This is a genomic window from Mesorhizobium sp. B2-3-5 (genome assembly GCF_006442395.1).
Taxonomy (GTDB): Bacteria; Pseudomonadota; Alphaproteobacteria; order Rhizobiales; family Rhizobiaceae; genus Mesorhizobium.
The window spans coordinates 40,737-61,648 of the sequence record NZ_VFVX01000023.1 but is presented as its reverse complement, the minus strand read 5'-3'; the positions used below and the strand labels follow the sequence as shown (position 1 = coordinate 61,648).

Below are 20,912 nucleotides of genomic sequence, written 5' to 3'. Positions count from 1 at the left end.
TCGTCAGTGCCCGGGCAAGGCATCGGCCGAGATCACCCCTTGGCCGCGTCGACCCAGGGTTTCCACACCGCTTCGTTCTTGTCGAGCCAATCCTTGACGACGGCGTCGAGGTCCTTGCCCTGCTTGTCGACCGCCAGCATCATCTTCTGCTGTTCGGTGGCATCCATCTTGAACGCCTTGAGGAAGGCGTAGGCGGCAGGCCATTTGGCGCCGAAGCCGGACCAGACGATCTTGTCGACATCGGGTGGCGTGATGCAATGTTCGTTGGTCTTGTCTTTACAGGGCGGCATGGTGATCCAGCCGACATCGTTTTCGGCCAGCGCGTAGTGCGGCCCCCAGAACATCATCACCAGCGGCGACTTGGCGGCTTCCGAGGCCTCGAGTTCGGCGACCAGCGCGCCTTCCGAGCCGGCCGGCACGGCGGTGTACTGCATGTTGTTGTCGGCCAGGATGGTCGCGGCCCGCGAACCCCAGTCGGCCGGATAGTCGAGAAAGCGGCCGTTGGGCGCGGTCTCGGGTGTCGACAGCGCCTGGATGCACTCCGGCTTGTTCAGTGCGTTCCAATCCGGCAGGCCAGGGCAGACCTTCTCCATGAACTTTGGATAGATCCAGCCTTCCCGCGTCTTCAGATCCAGCTTGCCGATGTCCTCGATCTTCTTCTCAGCCAGCACTTTGGGATAGATGTCACCGACATTGTTCAGCCAGATCTCGACCGAGGCGCTCAGCGTCCCGTCGGCAAGGCCGGAGAATTGCGGAAAGTTGCCGGCGGTGACGTATTCGACCTTGTAGCCGAGCTTTTGAAGCAACTGCCCGGCGATGTGCGTAGACACATGCGATCCGGTCCATTCGAGCATGGCGAGCTTGATCGGCTCGTCCTTGGCGCCGAGATCGGCGGCTCTTCCCTGAGCGGTTACAGCAAGCACAAGCGCCAGCCCGAAGCCGGCGCCTTTCAAGGCAAGTGTTCTTGTCATGTCGGTTCCCCTGTCGTTGGACTTTTTCATTCCTTACTTTTTGCCGACCTCCTCCCATGAAGGCCCGCAGCCATCCCGCGCGGATGCTACCACAATGCCCCGCCGGTGATCTGTATGTTTTCCATGGTGATGCCCTTGGCGATATCCGAGCAAAGGAAGACGGCAAGTGCTGCGATCTCCTCCGGCTGCATCATGCGCCCCTGAGGATTGCCCTTCCTGAATTCATCCATGACCTCCTCGGCGCTGCGGCCCTTGCCCTCGCGCTCGACCACCTGCGCCACATTGCGGCGCATCAGTTCGGTCTCTACCCAGGTCGGGCTGATCATGACGCAGGTAACACCGTGCGCGGCGCCTTCCAGAGCCACGCAACGCGTCAGGCCGAGGAGGCCGGCCTTGGAGGCGCAGTAGGCCGGATTGTCCTTCCAGCCGACCGTAGCGGCGGTCGAGCCAATATTGACGATGCGGCCCCAGCCGCGCCCGATCATGCCTGGCAGCACAGCGCGGGTGGCTCGGAAGGCGCCTGTCAGGTTGGTGTCGACGATCTTGTCCCACAACGCGTCGGAATGACCGCAGACGGGTTGCTCGGCCGTTGTGCCGGCGGCGTTGACCAGAATGTCGGCGGGACCGATGACGGCTTCAGCCTCGGCGGCGAAAAGGTTGGTAATCTCGCCGTCTCGCACATCGAGATGGGCGGCGTGAACCCTGGTGCCATGGGCCGACAGCGCCGAACGCACGCGCTCGATCTCGCCGGCGCGGGGATAATAGGCGGCATCGGATTTGGCGGCGCCTGCGGGGGCGATGTAGGAGCCGACGGCGACGTTGGCGCCGGCCCGCGCCAAGGCGGTGGCAATCGCAAAACCCATTCCGGAGAACCCGCCGGTGACGATCGCGCTGCGGCCGGAAAGGTTTGTCATCAGGCGAGATCTCCACAAGGCTTGGTGCGGGCGGCAAGGCCCGGCGGGAATTCACACGGCAAGATAGCCTCCATCGACGACCATCTCGGAGCCAGTGACGAATTTCGATTCATCCGAAGCGAGGTAGAGGACCATGTAGGCGATGTCGTTGGGCTCGCCGAGGAAGCCGATCGGATGGCGCGACAGCGCCTTGGCCTTTTCCTGGTCGAGCGTGCCGAGATCGCGCAGATAGTTTTCGGTCTGCGGGGTCCAGATGTAGCCGGGGTGGATGGAGTTGCAGCGGATGCCGTAGCGCTGTTCGGCGCAGTGCACGGCGACCGCCTTGGTCAGCGTGCGCACGCCACCCTTGGAGGCGCAATAGGCGGCAAGCTCGGCCTCGCCGATGATGCCGTCGATGGACGACAGATTGACGATCGAACCGCCGCCAGAACGCTTCATCAGCTTGATGCCTTCCTGGCAACCGAGGAAGACACCGTCGAGGTTGACGGCCATGGTCCGCCGCCATTCGGCAAGCGTGGTGTCTTCGATGTTTTTGGCGATCGCGATGCCGGCATTGTTGACCAGAACGTCGAGCCGCCCGAACCGATCCTCGATCGCGGCCATGACGGAAGGCCAGTCCTCCGGCTTCGAGACATCGTGGCGAAGCGCCAACGCCTCGCCGCCCGCCTTCTCGATCTGCCTCGCCGTATCGGCGGCAAGCGCCTCATCGATGTCGCTGACGGCCAGCGTCGCGCCTTCCGCCGCCAAAAGCAGCGCGGATGCCCGCCCGAGGCCGAGACCGGCCCCGGTGACGAGCGCTATCTTGCCTGCAACGCGACCTGTTTTCGCCATCAGCTTCCCTCGTTCATCGGCTCCAGCGGGTTGCCCAGCCAGTCACGGTAGAACCCTTCGAGGTCCGGTTCGAAATCGTGCACGATGGGATAGCCAGGTGCGGCAGCCTCCACCTCGTGCATCGTGCCGCATTGCGGGCAGATGAACTCGCGGATCTCCATCCATTCGGGATCCGGCAAATCGCTGTTGGGATAGATCTCGCGCAGCGTTTCCTCGGTGTTGCGCACGATGATCGACGCCTTCAGCTTCCAGTTCTTGCGGTAGTCACCGAAGGAGTGGCCACACTCGCACCGGGTCACCCGCTCGTCGCCGCTCTGGCAGATGAACAGATGGTCGGAGACCGGCAGCAGGATCGGGTCCTTCCAGCCGACGCGATCCTGCAGCACCGCGACATATTTGAAGAAACGGTCGTCGTCCTTGTAGGCACTCATGACGCGGCGCGTCTGTGGCCAGGGCAGCGTGCCCGCGACCAGATCGGCGATGACTTCCTTGCTGTACGAGGTCATGGTCCCTTACTCCACGCCGAAGGCCGACTTGGCGTCGACATCCCAGAAAGTTGAAAAGTCCTTGGTGAAGCGCGGCGACAGCTTCATCGCGCTGGCGTACATCTTCTTCACCTCAGGTGCGAAGTCGGCCTTTTCGACGCGGCCACGCTCCTTCGCGATCCACTCCGATACCGGCCTTGCCTGGGCGAGCCGCTTCGCGCGCATCTCGGCGCGGTGGCGCTTGGTGGCCTCGATATTGGCGACGGGATAGCCGTCAGCATCCTCATCCAGCATGATGCCGAAGATGCCTTCGGCGGCTTCGCGGGTGAGATAGCCGTTCTCGACATCCGAAGCCGTCTTAATGGGATCGCGTTCCAGCACGTCACCATAGCCGCCGCCGCCATTGTAGGAATGGGTGAAGACATCGCCTGTCTTGTGCGGCGCGGTGATGTAAGGGCCTTCCATCGTCACATGCTCGCCCTGCAACCGGACTTCGAGTTCCGACCGGTGAGGGTTGGTGCCGGTATGATGCGCCAGCGGCGCCCCCTTTTCAGCCAGTTCGAAGATGTTCGAGTCGCGCACGGCGCGATGCTTCTGGCAGGTCGGCGCCGGATAGCCGCCGCACATGCCGCCATTGTCGAAGACGCGCGAGGAATGCTCGGAAGTGACCAGCCTCAGGTGGTCGGTCTTGCTGACCAGCCATGTCGACAGGAAGGAGCAGCCGCCGCGGTATTTGCCGGCGCCGCCGGAATTGGGAACGATGGAGCGGCCGATATAGACCATCGGCATGTTCTGTTCCCAGATCTCGATATTGCCCATGTCGGATTCCGGATTCCAGCCGACATAGGCGGTGTCGAGCCCATCCTTGATGGCCAGCGCGCCGGACCCGGCAGCCGCGCATTCGAAATGCGCCATGCCGAACAGCGAGCCGTACTGGCTGGTGCCGCCCATTTCGATCATCGGGCTGTTGACCTGGCCGACGAAGGCCTCCTCGACGAAACCGCGCGCGATGAACGAGCGCGACAGCAGCCGTTGGAACACGCCGTAGGCCGGCAGCAGCAAAGCCCATGAGGTGGCGGTCGCCACCATCTCATTGTCGGGATTGGTCCAAGTGCCATGCGGCAGCTTCAGTTCGGTCGCCATCCAGGCGCCGTCATTGACCAGACCCTCGAAATTCATGTGCTGGGTCAGGGTAACGAACATGCCGCCGTCCATGCCGGCCGGCGTGCAGTTCATGGAATGATAGCCCCAGGGCTGCGTGCCCTCGAAGTCCATGATGATCTTGCCGCCTGACGTGATCTCCATCTCAATCGGCATGTTGTAGAGCCAGTCGGGATCGCCGAGCGGCTGATAACCCGGCTTGCCCGCGGTGACATGGCCATAGAAGGTGTGGCCACGATAGATGCCGGGCACCGTCAACTGACGGGTGCGGGCAAGCTGGGCGCGGCGGCCTTCCTCGATGAACTCCTTCGATATCTTCATCCAGTAGTCGAGGCCGATCTCGTCGATCAGCGTCTTGACGCTTTCGCGCATGTCGATGCAGGAGGCGACTTTGGCCTTCTCGTCCAGCACCCAGTAGATCGGCATGCGCAGATTGCGCTCGCAGCGGATCACGTAGTCGCGCCGCAGCTCGTCGTTCTGGCCGACCTTCTCGGCGCAGACGAACAGGCCCTCGGTGAAACGCTCCTGCGCCAGCGCCACGTCGCCGCCGGGCGTGATGCCGCCGGCTTCGAGTTCGTGGCAGACGGCGCCGGCCCAGCCGACGAGCTTGCCCGAATGGAAGATCGGCACCACGTCCATCACGTCGGGCACCTGGACGGTGCCGATGAAGGCGTCGTTGTTGGCGAAGATGTCGCCATCGACGATGCCGGGATTCTCTTCGTAGCCTTGTCTGATCATCCATTTGATGAAGCGGCTCATCGTGTGCACATGCACCATGATGCCGTTGGAGAGCGCGATCGCATCGCCTTCCGGCGTGTAGATGGCGACCACCATCTCGCCGACCTCGCGCACGCCAGGCGAGGCCGAGATGCGGCGCGCCATTTCGCGTGCCGACACGCAGTAGGCGCGCAGCTTGGTGTGCAGCGTCTCGAATTTCAGCGGATCCTGGTTGCGCAGCGAAAGTTCCGTGATGCCGTCGTAGCAGCCGGTCTCTTCCATGAGCCGTTCGGATTCGATCAGCCGCTCGCGGATGCGCAGGGCGGAAGCGGGTTTGTCCAGCATGGCGTTCGCCCTTCTCAAGCGTGGGTGTAGTGCAGCAGCGTCCACTCATCGACATGGACACGGTCTTGCGGATGGACGACGAGCGTCGTGGCGGGGTGTTCGATGATGGCCGGGCCGATCACCTCGTGGCCGGGCTGCAGAAGGTCCATCTCGTAGAGGTCGGCCTTGTGCCAGCGGCCGCCGATATAGGCCTCTCGAACGCCCTTGTGGGCCGACGCCGGATCGGACTTGCCGAGCGGGCGCTTCAGGAGCACCGGCTTGACCTTGTCGGCGGTGGCGATGAGCCCGAGCTCGGTGATCGAGAAGCCGGCTTCGCCGTAGCGCGAGACGCGATGGTTTACCTTTGCGTAGACCGCCTCGAATTCGTCGATCACCTTGCGCATGTCGTCGGCCGAGTTGATGGCCGACAGCGGCGCCATCACCTCGACGTCCTCGAGCTGGCCGGTATAGCGCATCATCAGGAACGGCACGGTCTTGACCTTGTCCCTGCTATGGCCATCGGCGATCATCTCGTCGACCGCCGCCTTGGTGAGATCGTCCCAGATGGCGGTGACTTTCGTTCCGAAGGCCACCAGCTGGTCATCGTTTGCGCGCGCGCCGATATCGATCTGCGTCGACACCGAGTGACGGCGCATGAAATCCGCCGTTGTGCAGCCGAAGGCGGAGAAGGCGGCGGCGAACTGGAAGGTGATGATGTCCTTGAAGCCGATGCCGCGCGAGCAGCCGGCCAGGTGCAGCGGACCCGAGCCGCCATAGGAGAGCAGCGTGAACTCCGACGGATGGATGCCCTGGCCCGAGATGACGCGGCGGAGCGCGTTGTTGGCGTCGGCTTCCAGCATGTCGATCATGCCTTCGGCTGCCTCCTCCACACCGACGCCAAGCAGGCTGGAGCACTTTTCCTCGAAGGCCTTGCGCGCCTTCTCGACCTGCAGCACGACCTTGCCGCCCAGGAAATAATGCGGATTGAGACGGCCGAGGATAGCGTCACAATCGGCGATGGTGGGTTCGGTGCCGCCCTTGGCGAAGCAGATCGGGCCGGGATCGGAACCGGCGCTCTCCGGTCCGAGGCTGACCTTCTTGGTCAGCGGATCGACCTTGAGGATCATGCCGGCGCCGGCGCCGATCGTGTCGAGATGCAGCGTCGGCACGTTGAGCTTGAAACGGTCCATCAGCGGCTCGTTCTCGATCCGCGTCTGGCCGCGCGTGATGACGCCCATGTCGAAGGAGGTTCCGCCCATGTCCGAGCAGATCAGCGAGTCGTTGCCGATCAGCTTGCCGACATAGGCCGCGCCCAGGATGCCGCCGATCGGGCCGGAAATCATGGTTTCGTGCAGGCGCGGATGGTTGATCGAGGTCAGGCCGCCGAAGGAGAGCAGCGTCTGCACGCCATATTTGAAGCCGTATTTCTTCGAGACGTCCTCGATGCTCTTGAGCTGCTTGCGGCCGCGCGAAGTGGCATAGGCCTCGATCAGCACCGAATTCAGCCGCGACTGTTCGCGGATCACCGGCCGCACCTCGTGGCTGGTGTAGACAAGGATGTCGGCGCCGACAGCGGCGATCTCCTCGCGGCAGATCTCGGCGATGCGCTTCTCATGCGCCGGATTGACGTGGGAGAAGACGGTCATGATGCAGATGGCCTCGACCTTGTCGGCGATCAGTCTCTTCGCGGCGGCATGCACCTCATGCTCGTAGAGCGGCAGGATGACGTCGCCGAACTGGTCGATGCGCTCGGTGACGCCATGGGTGCGGCGACGCGGCACCAGCGGATCGGGATGGTGGTGGGTGACCGCGTGCAGCCGGTCGGCATAGGAGTAATCCGCCCATGCCTGCAGGCCGCGACCCATCAAGATCATGTCCTCGAGGCCCTTGGTGGTGATCAGGCCGAGCTTGCGGCCGGTGCGCGACAGCAGCGTGTTGAGCATGCCGGTGCCGGAATAGAGCACGACGTTGACGCCCGAGAAGAGGTCCTGCAGCGAGATGCCCCAGGCATCGGCCGCATCCTCGGCCGAGGCCAGGAAGCCTTCGGCCTCGTTCTTCGGCGTGGTCGCCGATTTGCCGATCTTGAAGTGGCCGTCCTGATCGACAAGGATAGTGTCGGTCATGGTGCCGCCGGCGTCGATGCCGATAACGATGGGGTTGGTGGTAATCTGGTCCACGGGTCGCCTTCCCTTGCCGAGAGTGACCACAGGCTAGATTCAACGGGCCAGATCGCGCCATATGCCTAAAGGCACAATGACGAGCGAAGACTCGTCGCCGACAAAGAGGCATGCGCATGGGCAATATCTGGGCGCCGCTCGCCAAAGCGATCGCCGCCACCGGTACGGACAAGCATGTCGATTGCCTGATCGACCTGATCGGCGCGGATATCGAGCACGACCTCGTCACGGTGACGCGCTACTCGACGACGCAGACACCTGAATTCGTGAAGCACCGGCGCTTCTCGGATGAAATGGTCCGGCGCTATCTCGACAACTACTATGTGTTCGATCCGTTCTATGCCTCGTGGCGGCGCGAGCGCCGGCTGGGCATCATGCCGCTCAAGCGACTGGCGGATGACGAGGCCAAGCGCGGCCAGTACATAGCCGGCTTCCTGGCTCAGTCGGAAATCTGCGACGAGGTCGGCATCATGCTGGCCGATGGCGGCGACTGGTGTCTTGGCATCTTCCTCGATCGCTCGACCAGTTCGTTCAAGGAAAGCGAGATCGCCTTGCTGGACGAACGGCTGCCGGTGTTCGAAGCACTGCACGCGCTCGACATCAAGGCACGCGGAGCCGAGTTTTCCCGCACCTCAGCGCCGACAAGTCCCGGCGCTTCACCGCGACAGAAACCGACAATCCCCGTTAGCCTGTGGCCGGAACTCTCGCTCAGGGAGAGGGAACTCGTGCAGCTCGTCCTGGCCGGCCACCCGACCGCCACCATCGCCGAGCGGCTCGGCATCACGGTGGGCACGGTCAAGAACCATCGCCGCCGCATCTACGACAAGCTCGACATAACGACTGAGCGAGAGCTTTTCCTCCAATTCTTTCAGCACCGCGATCCAGAAATCTAACTGGACCAGAAACGAGCTGTGTCGCAGCTCAGCCGCAGCGGCAGGACGGATTTGACAGCAACGTCGCGGCTGCCCAGTTCATCGGATGGGTGAAATTCGGGTTACCTTGGATACCCTCAAGCTGCCGGCTGCATAGCCGCCCTCAGCAACATGCCAAACAGGTCGCGTGGTTCATCGGGATCGGCGAGCAGGTCGAGTTCCTCGTAGAGGCCGGTCGCTTGCAGTTGGTCGCGTACATAGCGCAGCGCCGAAAAATCCTCGATCGCGAAGCCGACCGAATCGAACAGCGTGATCTGCTTGGCGTCTCGGCGGCCTTTGGCCTTGGTGGTGATTACTTGCCAGAGTTCGGTCACGGGATGGTCGGGGGCCAGTTGCTGGACCTCGCCTTCGATGCGTGTCTGCGGCGGGAACTCGACGAAAATATCCGAACGCAGCAGGATATCCTTATGCAGTTCGGTCTTGCCGGGGCAATCGCCGCCGACAGCGTTGATGTGGACGCCGGAGCCGACCATGTTGTCGGTGAGAATGGTGGCGTTCTGCTTGTCGGCGGTAACGGTCGTGATGATCCCGGCACCCTCAACCGCTTCCTGCCCGGTCCCGCAGATGGTGATATCGAATCCCAGGCCTGAAAGGTTCTTCGCGCATTTCAGCGAAGCGGACCGATCGATGTCGTAAAGCCTGAGCCGATCGATGCCCGTGAGCGCCTTGAAGGCAATCGCCTGGAATTCCGATTGGGCGCCATTGCCGATGATGGCCATGGTGCGCGCGCCGCTCGGCGCCAGATACTTCGCCGCGACGGCAGAGGTGGCAGCGGTGCGCAGCGCGGTCAGGATGGTCATTTCGGTGAGCAGCATCGGGTAACCGCTGCCGACATCGGCGAGCACGCCGAACGCTGTGACCGTCTGCAAGCCCTGGCGCATGTTCTTGGGATGGCCATTGACGTATTTGAAGCCGTAGAGGCGTCCATCGCTTGTCGGCATCAGCTCGATGACGCCGTCATGGCTATGCGAGGCGATACGCGGCGTCTTGTCGAACAGTTCCCAGCGACGGAAGTCTTCCTCGATGTAGCTTGCAAGCTCGGTCAGGAAGCGCTCGACACCGATGGCAATCACCAGCTTCATCATGCGGTCGACGCTGACGAAGGGGACGATGTTCAGCTTTGCCGTGGTCATCAAAAGCTCCCGGAATGGCTGCGGGTGGGGCGGTCCATGATGCGGCGACCCATCAAGCTGGCGGTCAGGTCAACCATCAGCGTCGCGGTTCGGCCCCGCTCGTCCAGAAAGGGATTCAACTCGACCAGGTCGAGGCTGGAAACGAGACCGCTGTCGGACAGCATCTCCATCACCAGATGCGCCTCGCGAAAAGTGGCACCGCCGGGAACGGTGGTGCCGACCGCCGGGGCGATAGACGGGTCGAGGAAGTCGACATCGAGACTGACATGCAGCAGGCCGTCTTCCGCCGACACGCGCGCCAGGAAAGCACGCAGCAGTGGAGCAATGCCATGCTCATCGATGGCGCGCATATCATGCACGGTTACTCCCGCCTCGTTGAGCGCCGTTCGCTCGGCCGGGTCGACACTGCGCAGGCCCATGGTGCAGATGCGCGAGGGATCGACCGCTGCCGGCAGATCCGGAAAATAGCCGCGGAAACCCGGCTGGCCGCTGGCATAGGCGAGCGGAACACCGTGCAGATTGCCGCTGGCGGTGGTGTCGAGCGTGTGGAAGTCCGGATGCGCGTCGAGCCACAGCACGAACAGCGGACGCCCGCTTTCGGCGGCGCGGCGGGCGATGCCCGATACGGTGCCGGCCGAGATCGAATGGTCGCCGCCGAGAAAGATCGGCATGGCACCCTCGCTCGCAGCGTAGGCGGCCTCGGCGATGGCGGATGTCCAGGCCGATACCTCAGGCAGGGCCTTCAGTGCCAGGTTGCCGTGCACGAGGCGTCTTGTCGGAACCGGCTGGACGGCACCCATATCCTCGACAGTGTGGCCGAGGCCCGACAGCACCTGGGAAAGTCCGGCGGTCCGCAGCGCACTCGGACCCATTTCACATCCCATTCTGCCAGCGCCGTCCTGCACCGGCGCCCCGACGATTCTGCAACGCATGGTTTCTCCCGCTGGCAACGCTTGAATAGTCGGGAAGGAACCATGGCGGCATGGCGACGTGAACATATTAAATTGGCAATCCGACAAGGCTATTTTATCATATCGGGATCGATTTTGATCTAAATGGCAGCACAAATGGATTCTTTAGACGAACGGCTCGTGACCTTGCTTCGGCACGACGGGCGGCGCAGCGTATCCGATCTCGCCGTTGATCTCGGTGTTTCACGCGCCACGGTCAGGGCGCGTATGGAGCGGCTTGAACGGTCCGGCCAGATCATCGGCTACACGGTCGTGCTCCGCGCCGATGCGGTCGATCAGCGCATTCGGGGTATCATGCTGATCGAGATCGAAGGCCACGCCGCCGATCGTGTGGTGCGATCGTTAGGGGGCTTCCCCGAGGTCTCGGACATCCACACGACCAATGGCCGCTGGGACCTGGTGGTGGAACTTGGGACGGCCTCGTTGACCGATTTTGATGCTGTATTGCGCCGCATCCGCCTCATTCCCGGCATAACCGGCAGCGAGACGAGCCTCCTCCTGGCAACGCCGCGCACGACTCGGGCACGGCTGGCCTAAAGCGCGCCGCATGAAAGTTGACAGACAGCAGCGTTACTACCCTGCTCCACCATACCTCTTCTTTGAGTTGGTCGGAGCACGTGTCGGACATGCGTCACCTATCCATGGCGGCAACTGTCGAGCCCATGGCGCCGTTTGCGCTGGCCCCGAGGTAGAGCCGGGCGACTTCCGGATCATTGAGCAACCCGATCCCCGTGCCGATCAGCGCGATGCGGCCAGCCTCGAGAACCGCGGCGTGATGCGCCACGGCCAATCCCGATCGCGCATTCTGTTCGACGAGGAGGATGGTTCGTCCGTCCTCCGCCAGCGCCGCGATCGAGGCGAAAACCGATTTGCGCGCTTTGGGGTCGAGCCCTATCGATGGCTCGTCGAGCAGGATCAGGGCCGGGTCGAGCATCAACGAACGCGCAAGTTCGACCTGCTTTTGCTCTCCCCCCGAGAGCGATCCCGCTGCCGCATGGCGCCGCCTGCCGACAATTGGGAAGAGCTCGGTAATCCGTTCCATACGGTTTCGGATCAGCGCATGGTCGGAAAGGATGAAGGCACCCATCATCACATTCTCCCATACCGACATTGCCGGAAAGAGACTCCGGTCCTGCGGCACATGGACAACCCCTCGCGTCAATCGATCCTTCGACGACAGGCGACTGATGTCCTCGCCTCGAAGCAGCACCTGGCCTCCCTTGGGGTGCAGAAGCCCACTGATCGTCTTGAGCACGGTCGACTTTCCTGCACCATTGGGGCCGATAAGGCATACGATCTTCCCGGTTTCGACGGTCAGATCGACGCCTTTGAGGATGAGGCCCGCACCGTAACCGGCCGTCACTCCCAGAAGCGTGAGAATGGTCGAATTGCCATGGCTCGGGGTTTCCGGTCGTGCATTTGAATTGGGCATGGTTGATTTCACTTCATCCTCCTCAATCGCCGAGATAAGCATCCAGGACGAGCGGATTCATTTGCACGTCGGCCGGCGTGCCCATGGCGATCGTCGCTCCCCGATCGAGAACGATCACGGGATCGCAGAGGCGCATGACCAGTTGCATGTCGTGTTCGACGATGAGGAAGCTGACCCCCTCCTGGTGACGAGCTCTGATATGGCGCTCCATCGTATCGATCATCACAGGGTTGACGCCAGCCGTCGGCTCGTCGAGCAGCACAAGCTTTGGCTGGCTCATCAGAACCGCGGCAAATTCGAGCAGTTTGCGCTGGCCATAGGAGAGGTCGGACGCCGGCAGATCGGCGAGACCGGAGAGACGGAACTCCTCAAGCATCTTACCCGCCCGGATCCGATCGGCCCTCGTCAGTCTTGCGCCGAACAATCCGCGCCAGGAATAGCCGGCGGCGATCACGAGGTTTTCTTGCACGGACAATTCGGGGAAGATCCGCGCCTGCTGGAACGTGCGTGACAGCCCTTTCCGATACAGCCCTGAGGGATTTGGCTTTTTTACCGGATGGCCGTCGAAGCGGATGGCACCTGAATCAGACTTGAGATAGCCGGTAATCATGTTGAAGGCGGTCGTCTTGCCTGAACCGTTCGGCCCGATCAGCGCGGTGATTGTTCCTTCCTCGACCGAGAAAGTGCAGTTGTCGACAGCTGTGACGCCCCCGAAGCGCTTGCTCAGTCCTTCGACTTCCAACAATGCTGTCATCGTTACGCTCCCCGCAGTCCTTCAATCATTCCCGTATCCTGTCCCGAGCCCGCCTCGGGCGGGGCCTCGATCCCAGGCTGCCCCGCCTGCCGCTTGCGTCGATTGCGCAGGCGGTCGGTGATCGTCTGCAGAATTCCACGCGGCAACAGCAGCATGATGATCAGGAAGATGGCTGCGTAGGCCAGCAGGTAGAACTGGCTCGCCCCGAATTGGTAGGCAAAATATTGCTGAGCCGGCACCAGAATAAACGCGCCGATGACAGGTCCCCACAACGTTGCCCGCCCACCCAGGAAAGTCATCAGCACCATGCCGATCGTAATGAGTGGATCCACCGCGAACTGCGGATAGATAAATCCCACATAATAGGCCCACACGCCCCCGATCATCGCCGTGATGCCGACACTCATGCCAAACGCGATCAGCTTGACCCCGGTCACCCGCACGCCGACGCCGTGAGCTTTATCTTCGTCTGCCCGGACGGCTGACAAGGACAGGCCGATCTTCGACCGGCTAAAATAGAGCGATACCCCCATGGCCAGGGCCAGCAGGGCAAGCATCGCGTAGTAGAACGGCCAATTATAGGTATCGACCGGGAAGGGCGGGACGGCCACGCCTTTGCCTTGCGCGCCACCGGTGATGGACCTCAGATTGAACGCGAGGGTTTGAGCGATGAAAAGCAGTGTGATCGTGACGATGGCAAAAACATCGGCTCGGGTCCGCATGGCGACCCATCCGATGGGCACGCTCAATAAAGCGGCCCCCACCCCGATCAGCGGGAGGACGAGAAATGGCAGATATCCGTTGCCGACCCCGTTCTCGAAGACAATGGCAATGGCGTAGGCACCGACCCCAAAAAATGCCGCGTGCCCCAATGAGGGATAGCCTGCGTAACCACCCAGCATGTTCCATGCGCTGGCCAGGCCGCCGTACATCAGGGTGAAGATCAGCAGGTTCAATATCCACTGTGGACCGACGCCGAATGGCAAGAGCGTGAGCACGCCGAAGAAGGCAATCGCGAAAATCAATCCAACGCGGTTCATAGCGCACCTCGCACGCGTGCGCCAAAGAGCCCCGTGGGGCGAACCAACAGCACCAGAAGCAGCACCACGAAGAACGAGAAATCGGACCAGATCGGAGACACGAGAGCCGCGATGACCGCCGAGCCGACGCCCATCACCAACGCCGCGACGATCGACCCGCCGATGCTCCCGAGTCCGCCGAGCACAACAATCGTCAGCAAGCGGCTGATCAGGTCGTAATGGCTGCCTGGATTGAAAGGCGAGATGAGGCCGAAAACGGCTCCCGCCGCTGCCGCCGTCGCTGCGCCGAGCCCGAAGCCGAACGCGGCGACCATTCTCGAATTGACGCCCAGCAGCTGGGCAGACATCGGGTTTTGCACCGTTGCCCGCACCGCCCGTCCGAACTTGGTGCGCTGCAAAATGAGGTAGAGAACGCCGAGCATCGCCAGGGAAAGCAGAAAGGCGAAGAACCGGACCATGTTCACCTGATATCCCGCCACCGTCCAGCTGAAGTTCTCGTAACCCGGCTGGACCGACCGAAACGTCGTGTTGTAGGTCATCGCAAGTAACCCCTCCAGGCCGAGCGCCACGGCGAAGGTGACGAGCAGCGAGAGTTCCTTGGCATCATCGGCGCGCAGCGGGCGCAAGAGCGTCCATTGGATCACCGCACCGATCACAAACAGCAGGGGGGTCGTGATCAGGATCGAGAGAAATGGGTCCATGCCGGTGAGGGTGAACAAGCTGAACGTCAGATACGCTGCCAGGACGACAAAAGCCGCCTGGGCAAGATTGACGACTTTCATGATGCCGAAAATAAGCGTCTGCCCACTGGCCATCAGGGCATAGACCCCCCCGGTCAGAACGCCGAGGATGACTGCTTGAACCAAAGCGTGCATGGCCCCAACCTCCCCTATTGTGCCCAATTGGACTTCGGTGAAACGGGAGCGTGCTGCGCCTGGTTCGCGGGAAAGACCGTGGTCAGCTTGCCGCCGATCCACTGGGTCAGCAGATATTCGCCTTTCGGCGCGCCATCGGCATCCCAGCTCAAATCGCCGACGAGCGTCGGCCATACCCCGCGATGCAAGGTCTCGATGATCGATGCATTGTCGATTGTTCCGGTCTTCTTGGCGACCTGCGCCAATACCATGCCCGCCGAGTAGGCCTCGGCGGAGGTATTGTCGATCCCGTTCGCGTCGCCCCCGTACATTGCGATGTATGCGTTGATGAATTCCTTGCTTCCCGCGGCGGACGAACCTGGATACCAGTCGCTGCTGGTGAAGACGCCCTCGGTGTTCTTGGCACCCACCTTGTCTGGAAACTCGGTAGGGGAATTGGCGCCATTCGACATGAAGAGCCACTTGGGATTGAACTTCAACTGGATCATCGCCTTGACCTGGCCGTATGCATCCGAAGCCTGTGTCCCCGAGACGAGAACGTCCGGATTGGCCGCGGCGATACCGGCGATTATTGGGGTAAGGTCGGCCGATTCCGAAGGATAGGTTTGATCGTAAACCGTCTTGATTCCGGCCGCTTCGAACCGCGTCTTGATATTATCGGCGATCGGCGCAGCGAAGGGGTCGTCGAGTTTTGCGTAGGCAGCAGTCTTCGGGCGCTGGTCGGGCGGCAGGGTCAGAATATAGTCCGCGAACACGTCGCCGCCCTTCACCGTCTGAGCCGGCTGTACGAAGAAGAGGTTGTTCAGATGTTGCTCGAAGACGTGGGGCCCGCCACCGGCAGGTTCGATGAAAGAGTACCCATAGCGCTTCGCTATGCGGGCGGCGGGAATCGTCAACAGGCTCGAGAAAGGCCCAAAGACGATGTCGACCTTTTCCTGGGTGATCAGGTTCTGATAGTTGGTCACCACCTGGTCAGGGCTCGAGGCATCATTGACGACCTTGATTTCCACCGGCCGCCCGAGTATGCCGCCCGCCTTGTTGACCTCCGCGGCCCATAGCGCGTAGCCACGCTGAGCAGCCTTTCCGGAGTCTGCAAAGTCGCCGGTGAGCGACAACGAAATACCGATCTTGAGCGGGGATGATGTTCCTGCCTTCAGGTCTTCAGCAACCACGCCCCGCGCAAACAGGGCGGTGACAGCCACGGCTGCAAATAGCCTCAACAATCGCATGCTTGGCTCCTCCTCTTGAGTTTCGCATAGACCCGAGACGCGACGCCTTGGCGTAAAACCGGCTGGCGCTTTGATGATGACGCTCGGAGTTCTTCGTTCCTAAACTGGTGGTCGAAAGCAATTAGTGCAATCGATTGCGTGTCATTTTCTGCTGGTTCTGCAATCGATTGCGTGAATGGCTATCATTGAGAGAAATAGGAGTCAATGCCCTTTCGCAATCGATTGCATTCCGGACTCTCGTCAATTATGTTTGCGTGAATCACGAGGTCGGCATGCAGAAACGAAGGGTTACGCTCAAGGATATTGCCCGGCACACGGGCGTCCACGCGTCGACCGTATCAAGAGCATTGGACCCGGTCGGACACACACTGATAACCGAAGAAGTCGCAAAGCGTGTGAGGACGGCAGCCGAAGAGCTTGGATACCGACCCAATCGAATTGCCGCCGGATTGCGTACCAGTCGCACGATGACGGTCGGCGTGATGATCCCGGACATCACGAACGTCATTTTCCCGCCTATCGTGCGGGGTATTGAAAACGTGCTCGAGCCGGTCGGATATGCTTCGATAATCGTCAACACGGATAGTGACGAGCAACGCGAGAGCCGCCTCGTCGACGTTCTGCGCGACAGAGGCGTCGATGGTATCATCCATGCAGCCGCATTCAGGAGCGACCCCTCGATAGCGAGGGCTGCCGAAGAGGGGCTGCCGGTCGTCACGCTGAACCGCAAAGTCGAGCCGTCCGATATCCCCTATGTCGTCAACGATGAAGAAGCCGGTATCTATGAGATGCTGCGGCATTTGCGGGATCTTGGCCACCGCGACATCGCCCATCTCGCAGGCCCGCAGGATCTCTCGACCGGTCAGGCCCGTCTGGCGGCATTTCGCCATGCAGCAAGCAAATTGGCTCTGACTTTCAATCCGAATCTGGTCGCCACGGCGAGCCGTTTCGACGAAGATGAAGGTGCCCGATGTGCCAGGAGCTTGCTGGACTCGAACCAGCAATTTACAGCCATACTTTGTGCGAACGATCGACTTGCGCTAGGGGCAATTGAAGAGCTCAGACAGCGCGGCATTCGGTGTCCTGAGGATGTCTCGATCACGGGCTTCAATGACATGCCATTTCTTGGTCTCATCAAGCCCCGTTTGACCACGGTGAGAATCCAGCAGTTTGAAGCCGGCCAGACAGTCGCCAGCATCTTGTTGCGCCTCATGAACCCGGCCACTGGCAACGACGTCCCGTTGCAAACGGTTCTACCGGTCAGTCTCGTGGTTCGTGAAAGCACGGCGAAACCTGTTCCAAGGCCGTCCTGACGAGGCAGTTCCAGGCCGTGGCAATCTCCCTCCCCTTGCGAGGCAGTTGCGACTTTTCCGCATGTCTATTCGGGATGACTTGACGGGCTCGGGCCCGCAAGGCCCTGCCAGCGCCCCGGACGATAACCGACCTTCCGCCGAGAAATCGCCGGCCTGCGTTTCACCCTGAAGCGGTTGGCCAATGATGACGAAGACAGCAAAAACGGAAAAAAGACGAGCCAGACATGCAAGATTGACTTGGCGACACAGGCTATGGTGCACACCGCACGTGAACTGTGCAGCCGATCCCCGGCTCGCTCACGGATTGGTAGGTCGCCCGATATTTCCTCCGCAAAGGCGGAGCGGGCCGAGCGCGTCCCTCGTGAATTGAGCCGGGAAGCGCCCAGGCGCAAGCAGGAGAAAGACGTGCATCAGGATTTTAGCATGGACACGGGAGTCGGCGCCCATTTCGGGGTCGCGACCGCTCCGTTCATGTCGGTACGGCCGATTGGCAATGCGCATTTCTCGGTGACCCACCTCTGCCGGCCGGCGGGCGCCGGCAATCTCCAGGCAGTCCACCTACCGGCTCAGCCAGCCTATTTCATGATGCTCTACCTGCGCGATACCGATCATTGCGACATCGCGGCGGACGGCGTGGAAACGGTCGTGCGATGCTACAGGAAGGCCTCGGTCTGTCTGGTCGACTTGCGGGGCGGCGCGTCCATCCGGCTGCATAGCGACCTCGACGCGCTCGCTTTTCACCTGCCCTACGGGCTCTTCGGCGAGGTCGGCAGCATCCCCCACGCTCCAGAGGCCGTGCCGCTGCGTTGTCTGCGCGGCTCCGGCGATCAGATCATGTGGAACATCGGCTGCGCCCTGCTGCCGCTGTTCGAACACCAGGATGGCTCCGTCGACGCTGTGTTGCGCCCGGTCGCGGTCGCCGTCTGCGTCCACCTCGTCCAGCACTACCAGAGGAAGATGGCGGACAGCGGCAAGGCACCGCTCACGGAGTGGCAGGAGAAGGACGCCAAGGAGTTCATGGTCGACCATCTGCAAGAGAGCGTGGCGATTGCTGAGATCGCCGAAAAGGTCGGAATGTCGTCTCCCGATTTCGTCGACGCCTTCGGATCAACGGTCGGCATCACCCCCCAACGATGGCTCACTTTGCTCCGGATCCAGCGGGCCAAGGACTATCTTGGCGACCGCCGACTGACGATCGCCGAAATTGCGGTGCGATGCGGCTTTGCCGATGAATTGCAACTCAAGAACGTGTTTCTCGACCAGACAGGAACGACGCCGCACGTTTGGCGGCGTGACCTGTTTCATTGATCCGTATCGGTCCTGGAGTAGGGGCCGACTTGCTGGGAGGACCTTGCGATGAGTTCTGTCCTTTGTCGGGCTTTGCGATATTCCTTCGCAACTCCGGACACCCTCCGCACCCCAACTCCCGCATATGCGACATCGGAAGGAACGGTTCGATGACTATGAACCCGCGAGTGGAGACGGCTGAGGAATCGCGGTCGACTGCCTCGACCGGGTTATCTCTCACCGTCGACGACATCGAGATAACCCGCACCTTCGGCGGGGACCACGATCTCGGTCGCGCAGAGGTGGTGCCCTGCAGCGAGGCATTCGACGTCATTGTCCAACTGAAGGACTTCGAGCGACACAGGCTGTGGCGCGATGGCGAACTTGTTTTCGACGGCGGTCACCGCGGCGGCGATCTCGCAATTACCGACCTGCGATGCCAGTGGCAGTGCGAGCACCTTTCGCCCTTCGACAATGTGCGTTTCCGGATACCCTTTGCGTCGCTGCGGTCCTTTGTGGAAGATGTTGGACGGCCGGAATACCGGGCGCTGTCCTGCCCTCCAGGGACCAACGACGATGTAATGCTTGGCCTGGCGCGGGCGCTGCTTCCTTCGCTCGAGCATCCGCGGATGGCGCATCCTCTTTTCCTGGAACAGATCAATCTGGCGATGCTGGCGCATCTGACCCAGACCTATGGCGGGGTGCATTTTCCCTCCAGCAAGAAAGGCGTCCTGGCTCGCTGGCAGGAGAAGCGGGCCACGGAATTTCTGGTCGCCCATGTCGGCGAGCCTTTTTCGATCGTCGAATTGGCGACTGCCTGCGAACTCTCACGCAGCTATTTCATCAAGGCCTTCAAGGAGAGTTTCGGACGAACGCCGCATCGCTGGCTGACCGAATACAGGATCGCCCGGGCCAAGGACCTCCTCGGCTTCGACATGCCCATCGCCGAGATCGCCATAGCCTGCGGATTCGCGGACCAAAGCCATATGACCCGTGTCTTCACCGATATTGTCGGCGTTTCGCCGGGACGTTTCCGCCGCAGTGCCCAGATCGTCCGGGCAACACGGCTGAGAAGTCCGGCTGTTCTCTCCATACCCGAAAAACGGCGTGGGAACAGCGCAATATCGGCAAGATTGTTCCAGCCCTCTGCGGCTGCGGAGATGGATTCTTCTGCACGGACCGGCACGTGGGAGCCGCAGCGGCTCTACCACTCGCGACGGCAAGGGCGTCCAAGACATGAGGCTTTCGTCCAATACAAGCACTCCCGTTCAAGCGACTGTCCTCCTGGCGCGACCGCCGATCGGATCGCGCCTCCCTCGGCGGCAACCCCCCGTGTTCTCGAAGAGCGGAGACCACTGCGGTTGAATGCAGGCTGAAAACCGAGGGGAGCTGCATATGCCTGAAGCGGATGATCGGATTTCAAACGGTGCCCTGGACGAACTCGGCTGTCCGCTGTCGAAATTGCGCAGCAGTCGACGGATCGCTGGCGATTACATGACATTTTACCGCAAGGCGTCGGATTCCGGCGCGATCGCACGCGTGGAAACACCAGCAACGAACCGGGGCTTCCTGATCGGGCTTTCGGCGACAGGCGGCCACAGGCGCAGCATCTTGACCGGAAAAACCGCGACCGTACACCATTTCGGCGAGAACAGCGTCTATATCCGCGACTTCACCGAGCCTTACAAAGCCGATCTGCGCGGGTCTTTCGACTTCATCCTGCTGGAAGTCGGCAACGCGGCGCTCATGCGCATGTCGGATCGCGACGGCGTTTCGAACGACGCTGACCTGTCGCGCGGCGTGCACGAGGCCGATCGCGTCCTTGCGGGCCTGCTCGGCGCGCTCTTTTCCCAAGGCTGGCAACCGAACGAGCGAAGTGCACTGTTCGTCGACCAACTTTCAGTCGCGATCGGCGTCCACCTCCTGCAGAAATATGGCTGTCGGAAAACCAAGGCGGCCGACCGGCGATATGGTCTGTCATCGCGTCGTGTCGCAACAGTGCTAGAAATGATCGACAGCAAGCTGAACGGCGATTTCGCGGTCGATGACCTGGCCTCGGCCTGCAATCTTTCGTCGGCGGTTTTTTTGCGCGCCTTCCGCGATACGACCGGCAAGACCCCGCACCAATGGTTGACAAAGAGACGGATCGAGAGGTCGCGCGGCCTGCTTCTCAACTCAAACCTGTCGCTTGGGGAGATCGCCCGAAGCTGTGGCTTCGCCGACCAGAGCCATTTCACGCGCGTCTTTGCCCGTGAAACAGGCGCACCTCCGGGGGCGTGGCGCCGCAACCAGCGCTTCTGAACTGGCATGTCCGCGGGTCGGGCACGGGCCGACGACCCCGTCGGCCGCTTCTTCCTTTCGCGATA

At 61.7% G+C, this 20,912-nt stretch carries 18 protein-coding genes and 1 pseudogene; 6 read left to right on the top strand and 13 right to left on the bottom strand.

What is annotated here, in order from left to right:
• Window positions 1-32: 32 nt before the first annotated feature.
• The 6 genes from FJ958_RS22710 to FJ958_RS22685 form a co-directional block, all read right to left on the bottom strand.
• Window positions 33-971, bottom strand: coding sequence for an ABC transporter substrate-binding protein (locus tag FJ958_RS22710; RefSeq protein WP_140745637.1), 939 nt, complete (start codon window positions 969-971; stop codon window positions 33-35).
• Between the two features lie 86 nt (window positions 972-1,057).
• Entirely contained in the window at window positions 1,058-1,885 is an 828-nt protein-coding gene (locus tag FJ958_RS22705; protein ID WP_140745636.1) for an SDR family oxidoreductase, read from the bottom strand.
• Window positions 1,886-1,936: 51 nt separating this feature from the next.
• Window positions 1,937-2,716: a glucose 1-dehydrogenase gene (locus FJ958_RS22700; RefSeq protein WP_140745634.1), complete on the bottom strand. Its 780-nt coding sequence runs from the start codon at window positions 2,714-2,716 to the stop codon at window positions 1,937-1,939.
• Window positions 2,716-3,222, bottom strand: coding sequence for an acetone carboxylase subunit gamma (locus FJ958_RS22695; protein ID WP_140745632.1), 507 nt, complete (start codon window positions 3,220-3,222; stop codon window positions 2,716-2,718). Before FJ958_RS22695 ends, FJ958_RS22700 begins: the two co-directional genes overlap by 1 nt.
• Before the next feature lie 6 nt (window positions 3,223-3,228).
• Window positions 3,229-5,424, bottom strand: a complete 2,196-nt coding sequence (locus FJ958_RS22690; protein WP_140745630.1) for a hydantoinase B/oxoprolinase family protein — start codon at window positions 5,422-5,424, stop codon at window positions 3,229-3,231.
• A 14-nt stretch (window positions 5,425-5,438) separates the two neighbouring features.
• On the bottom strand, window positions 5,439-7,580 hold the full coding sequence (locus tag FJ958_RS22685) for a hydantoinase/oxoprolinase family protein (RefSeq protein ID WP_140745628.1): 2,142 nt from the start codon (window positions 7,578-7,580) through the stop codon (window positions 5,439-5,441).
• Window positions 7,581-7,690: 110 nt separating this feature from the next.
• On the opposite strand from FJ958_RS22685, the gene FJ958_RS22680 reads away from it, so the two are divergent.
• Window positions 7,691-8,473 carry a helix-turn-helix transcriptional regulator gene (locus FJ958_RS22680; RefSeq protein ID WP_140745626.1) on the top strand — a complete coding sequence of 261 codons (783 nt, stop codon included), beginning with the start codon at window positions 7,691-7,693 and terminating at the stop codon, window positions 8,471-8,473.
• A gap of 116 nt (window positions 8,474-8,589) precedes the next feature.
• On the opposite strand, the gene FJ958_RS22675 is transcribed toward FJ958_RS22680, so the two are convergent.
• Both FJ958_RS22675 and rocF read right to left on the bottom strand, forming a co-directional pair.
• Complete coding sequence (locus tag FJ958_RS22675; RefSeq protein ID WP_140745624.1) at window positions 8,590-9,645, bottom strand: ornithine cyclodeaminase; 1,056 nt, start codon at window positions 9,643-9,645, stop codon at window positions 8,590-8,592.
• A complete protein-coding gene (gene rocF, locus FJ958_RS22670) occupies window positions 9,645-10,577 on the bottom strand; it encodes an arginase (protein ID WP_140745622.1) in 933 nt (310 codons plus the stop codon). Before rocF ends, FJ958_RS22675 begins: the two co-directional genes overlap by 1 nt.
• 135 nt (window positions 10,578-10,712) lie before the next feature.
• On the opposite strand from rocF, the gene FJ958_RS22665 reads away from it, so the two are divergent.
• Window positions 10,713-11,153 (top strand): Lrp/AsnC family transcriptional regulator, encoded by a 441-nt coding sequence (locus FJ958_RS22665; RefSeq protein ID WP_140612158.1) that lies wholly within the window; start codon window positions 10,713-10,715, stop codon window positions 11,151-11,153.
• Window positions 11,154-11,247: 94 nt separating this feature from the next.
• On the opposite strand, the gene FJ958_RS22660 is transcribed toward FJ958_RS22665, so the two are convergent.
• The 5 genes from FJ958_RS22660 to FJ958_RS22640 are packed head-to-tail and all read right to left on the bottom strand — an operon-like array spanning window position 11,248 to window position 15,946.
• The gene (locus tag FJ958_RS22660; protein WP_140745620.1) at window positions 11,248-12,048 is read right to left on the bottom strand and encodes an ABC transporter ATP-binding protein; all 801 of its coding nucleotides are present in this window, start codon (window positions 12,046-12,048) and stop codon (window positions 11,248-11,250) included.
• Window positions 12,049-12,070: 22 nt separating this feature from the next.
• Window positions 12,071-12,802, bottom strand: a complete 732-nt coding sequence (locus FJ958_RS22655; protein ID WP_140745618.1) for an ABC transporter ATP-binding protein — start codon at window positions 12,800-12,802, stop codon at window positions 12,071-12,073.
• A gap of 2 nt (window positions 12,803-12,804) precedes the next feature.
• Window positions 12,805-13,842: a branched-chain amino acid ABC transporter permease gene (locus FJ958_RS22650; protein WP_140745616.1), complete on the bottom strand. Its 1,038-nt coding sequence runs from the start codon at window positions 13,840-13,842 to the stop codon at window positions 12,805-12,807.
• Window positions 13,839-14,717 (bottom strand): branched-chain amino acid ABC transporter permease, encoded by an 879-nt coding sequence (locus FJ958_RS22645; RefSeq protein WP_140745614.1) that lies wholly within the window; start codon window positions 14,715-14,717, stop codon window positions 13,839-13,841. Before FJ958_RS22645 ends, FJ958_RS22650 begins: the two co-directional genes overlap by 4 nt.
• 14 nt (window positions 14,718-14,731) lie before the next feature.
• The gene (locus FJ958_RS22640) at window positions 14,732-15,946 is read right to left on the bottom strand and encodes an amino acid ABC transporter substrate-binding protein (protein WP_140745612.1); all 1,215 of its coding nucleotides are present in this window, start codon (window positions 15,944-15,946) and stop codon (window positions 14,732-14,734) included.
• A gap of 272 nt (window positions 15,947-16,218) precedes the next feature.
• Here FJ958_RS22640 and FJ958_RS22635 point away from each other — a divergent pair, with 272 nt between their 5' ends.
• From FJ958_RS22635 to FJ958_RS22620, 4 genes and pseudogenes are all read left to right on the top strand, one after another.
• On the top strand, window positions 16,219-17,259 hold the full coding sequence (locus FJ958_RS22635; RefSeq protein WP_140745610.1) for a LacI family DNA-binding transcriptional regulator: 1,041 nt from the start codon (window positions 16,219-16,221) through the stop codon (window positions 17,257-17,259).
• 174 nt (window positions 17,260-17,433) lie between these two features.
• Window positions 17,434-18,567, top strand: coding sequence for an AraC family transcriptional regulator (locus tag FJ958_RS22630; protein ID WP_140745608.1), 1,134 nt, complete (start codon window positions 17,434-17,436; stop codon window positions 18,565-18,567).
• Window positions 18,568-18,734: 167 nt separating this feature from the next.
• Window positions 18,735-19,586, top strand: a pseudogene (locus FJ958_RS32560) (AraC family transcriptional regulator); the annotation flags it as partial.
• A 355-nt stretch (window positions 19,587-19,941) separates the two neighbouring features.
• A complete protein-coding gene (locus FJ958_RS22620) occupies window positions 19,942-20,847 on the top strand; it encodes an AraC family transcriptional regulator (protein WP_140745606.1) in 906 nt (301 codons plus the stop codon).
• Window positions 20,848-20,912: the final 65 nt, after the last annotated feature.

What these genes read in the sequence shown, in the direction of transcription:
- FJ958_RS22660 (WP_140745620.1), bottom strand. Translation starts at nt 12,048, where the DNA reads ATGCCCAATTCAAATGCACGACCGGAAACCCCGAGCCATGGCAATTCG.
- FJ958_RS22675 (WP_140745624.1), bottom strand. Translation starts at nt 9,645, where the DNA reads ATGACCACGGCAAAGCTGAACATCGTCCCCTTCGTCAGCGTCGACCGC.
- FJ958_RS22680 (WP_140745626.1), top strand. Translation starts at nt 7,691, where the DNA reads ATGCGCATGGGCAATATCTGGGCGCCGCTCGCCAAAGCGATCGCCGCC.
- FJ958_RS22620 (WP_140745606.1), top strand. Translation starts at nt 19,942, where the DNA reads ATGCCTGAAGCGGATGATCGGATTTCAAACGGTGCCCTGGACGAACTC.
- FJ958_RS22695 (WP_140745632.1), bottom strand. Translation starts at nt 3,222, where the DNA reads ATGACCTCGTACAGCAAGGAAGTCATCGCCGATCTGGTCGCGGGCACG.
- rocF (WP_140745622.1), bottom strand. Translation starts at nt 10,577, where the DNA reads ATGCGTTGCAGAATCGTCGGGGCGCCGGTGCAGGACGGCGCTGGCAGA.
- FJ958_RS22640 (WP_140745612.1), bottom strand. Translation starts at nt 15,946, where the DNA reads ATGCGATTGTTGAGGCTATTTGCAGCCGTGGCTGTCACCGCCCTGTTT.
- FJ958_RS22665 (WP_140612158.1), top strand. Translation starts at nt 10,713, where the DNA reads ATGGATTCTTTAGACGAACGGCTCGTGACCTTGCTTCGGCACGACGGG.
- FJ958_RS22705 (WP_140745636.1), bottom strand. Translation starts at nt 1,885, where the DNA reads ATGACAAACCTTTCCGGCCGCAGCGCGATCGTCACCGGCGGGTTCTCC.
- FJ958_RS22635 (WP_140745610.1), top strand. Translation starts at nt 16,219, where the DNA reads ATGCAGAAACGAAGGGTTACGCTCAAGGATATTGCCCGGCACACGGGC.
- FJ958_RS22655 (WP_140745618.1), bottom strand. Translation starts at nt 12,802, where the DNA reads ATGACAGCATTGTTGGAAGTCGAAGGACTGAGCAAGCGCTTCGGGGGC.
- FJ958_RS22710 (WP_140745637.1), bottom strand. Translation starts at nt 971, where the DNA reads ATGACAAGAACACTTGCCTTGAAAGGCGCCGGCTTCGGGCTGGCGCTT.
- FJ958_RS22690 (WP_140745630.1), bottom strand. Translation starts at nt 5,424, where the DNA reads ATGCTGGACAAACCCGCTTCCGCCCTGCGCATCCGCGAGCGGCTGATC.
- FJ958_RS22650 (WP_140745616.1), bottom strand. Translation starts at nt 13,842, where the DNA reads ATGAACCGCGTTGGATTGATTTTCGCGATTGCCTTCTTCGGCGTGCTC.
- FJ958_RS22645 (WP_140745614.1), bottom strand. Translation starts at nt 14,717, where the DNA reads ATGCACGCTTTGGTTCAAGCAGTCATCCTCGGCGTTCTGACCGGGGGG.
- FJ958_RS22700 (WP_140745634.1), bottom strand. Translation starts at nt 2,716, where the DNA reads ATGGCGAAAACAGGTCGCGTTGCAGGCAAGATAGCGCTCGTCACCGGG.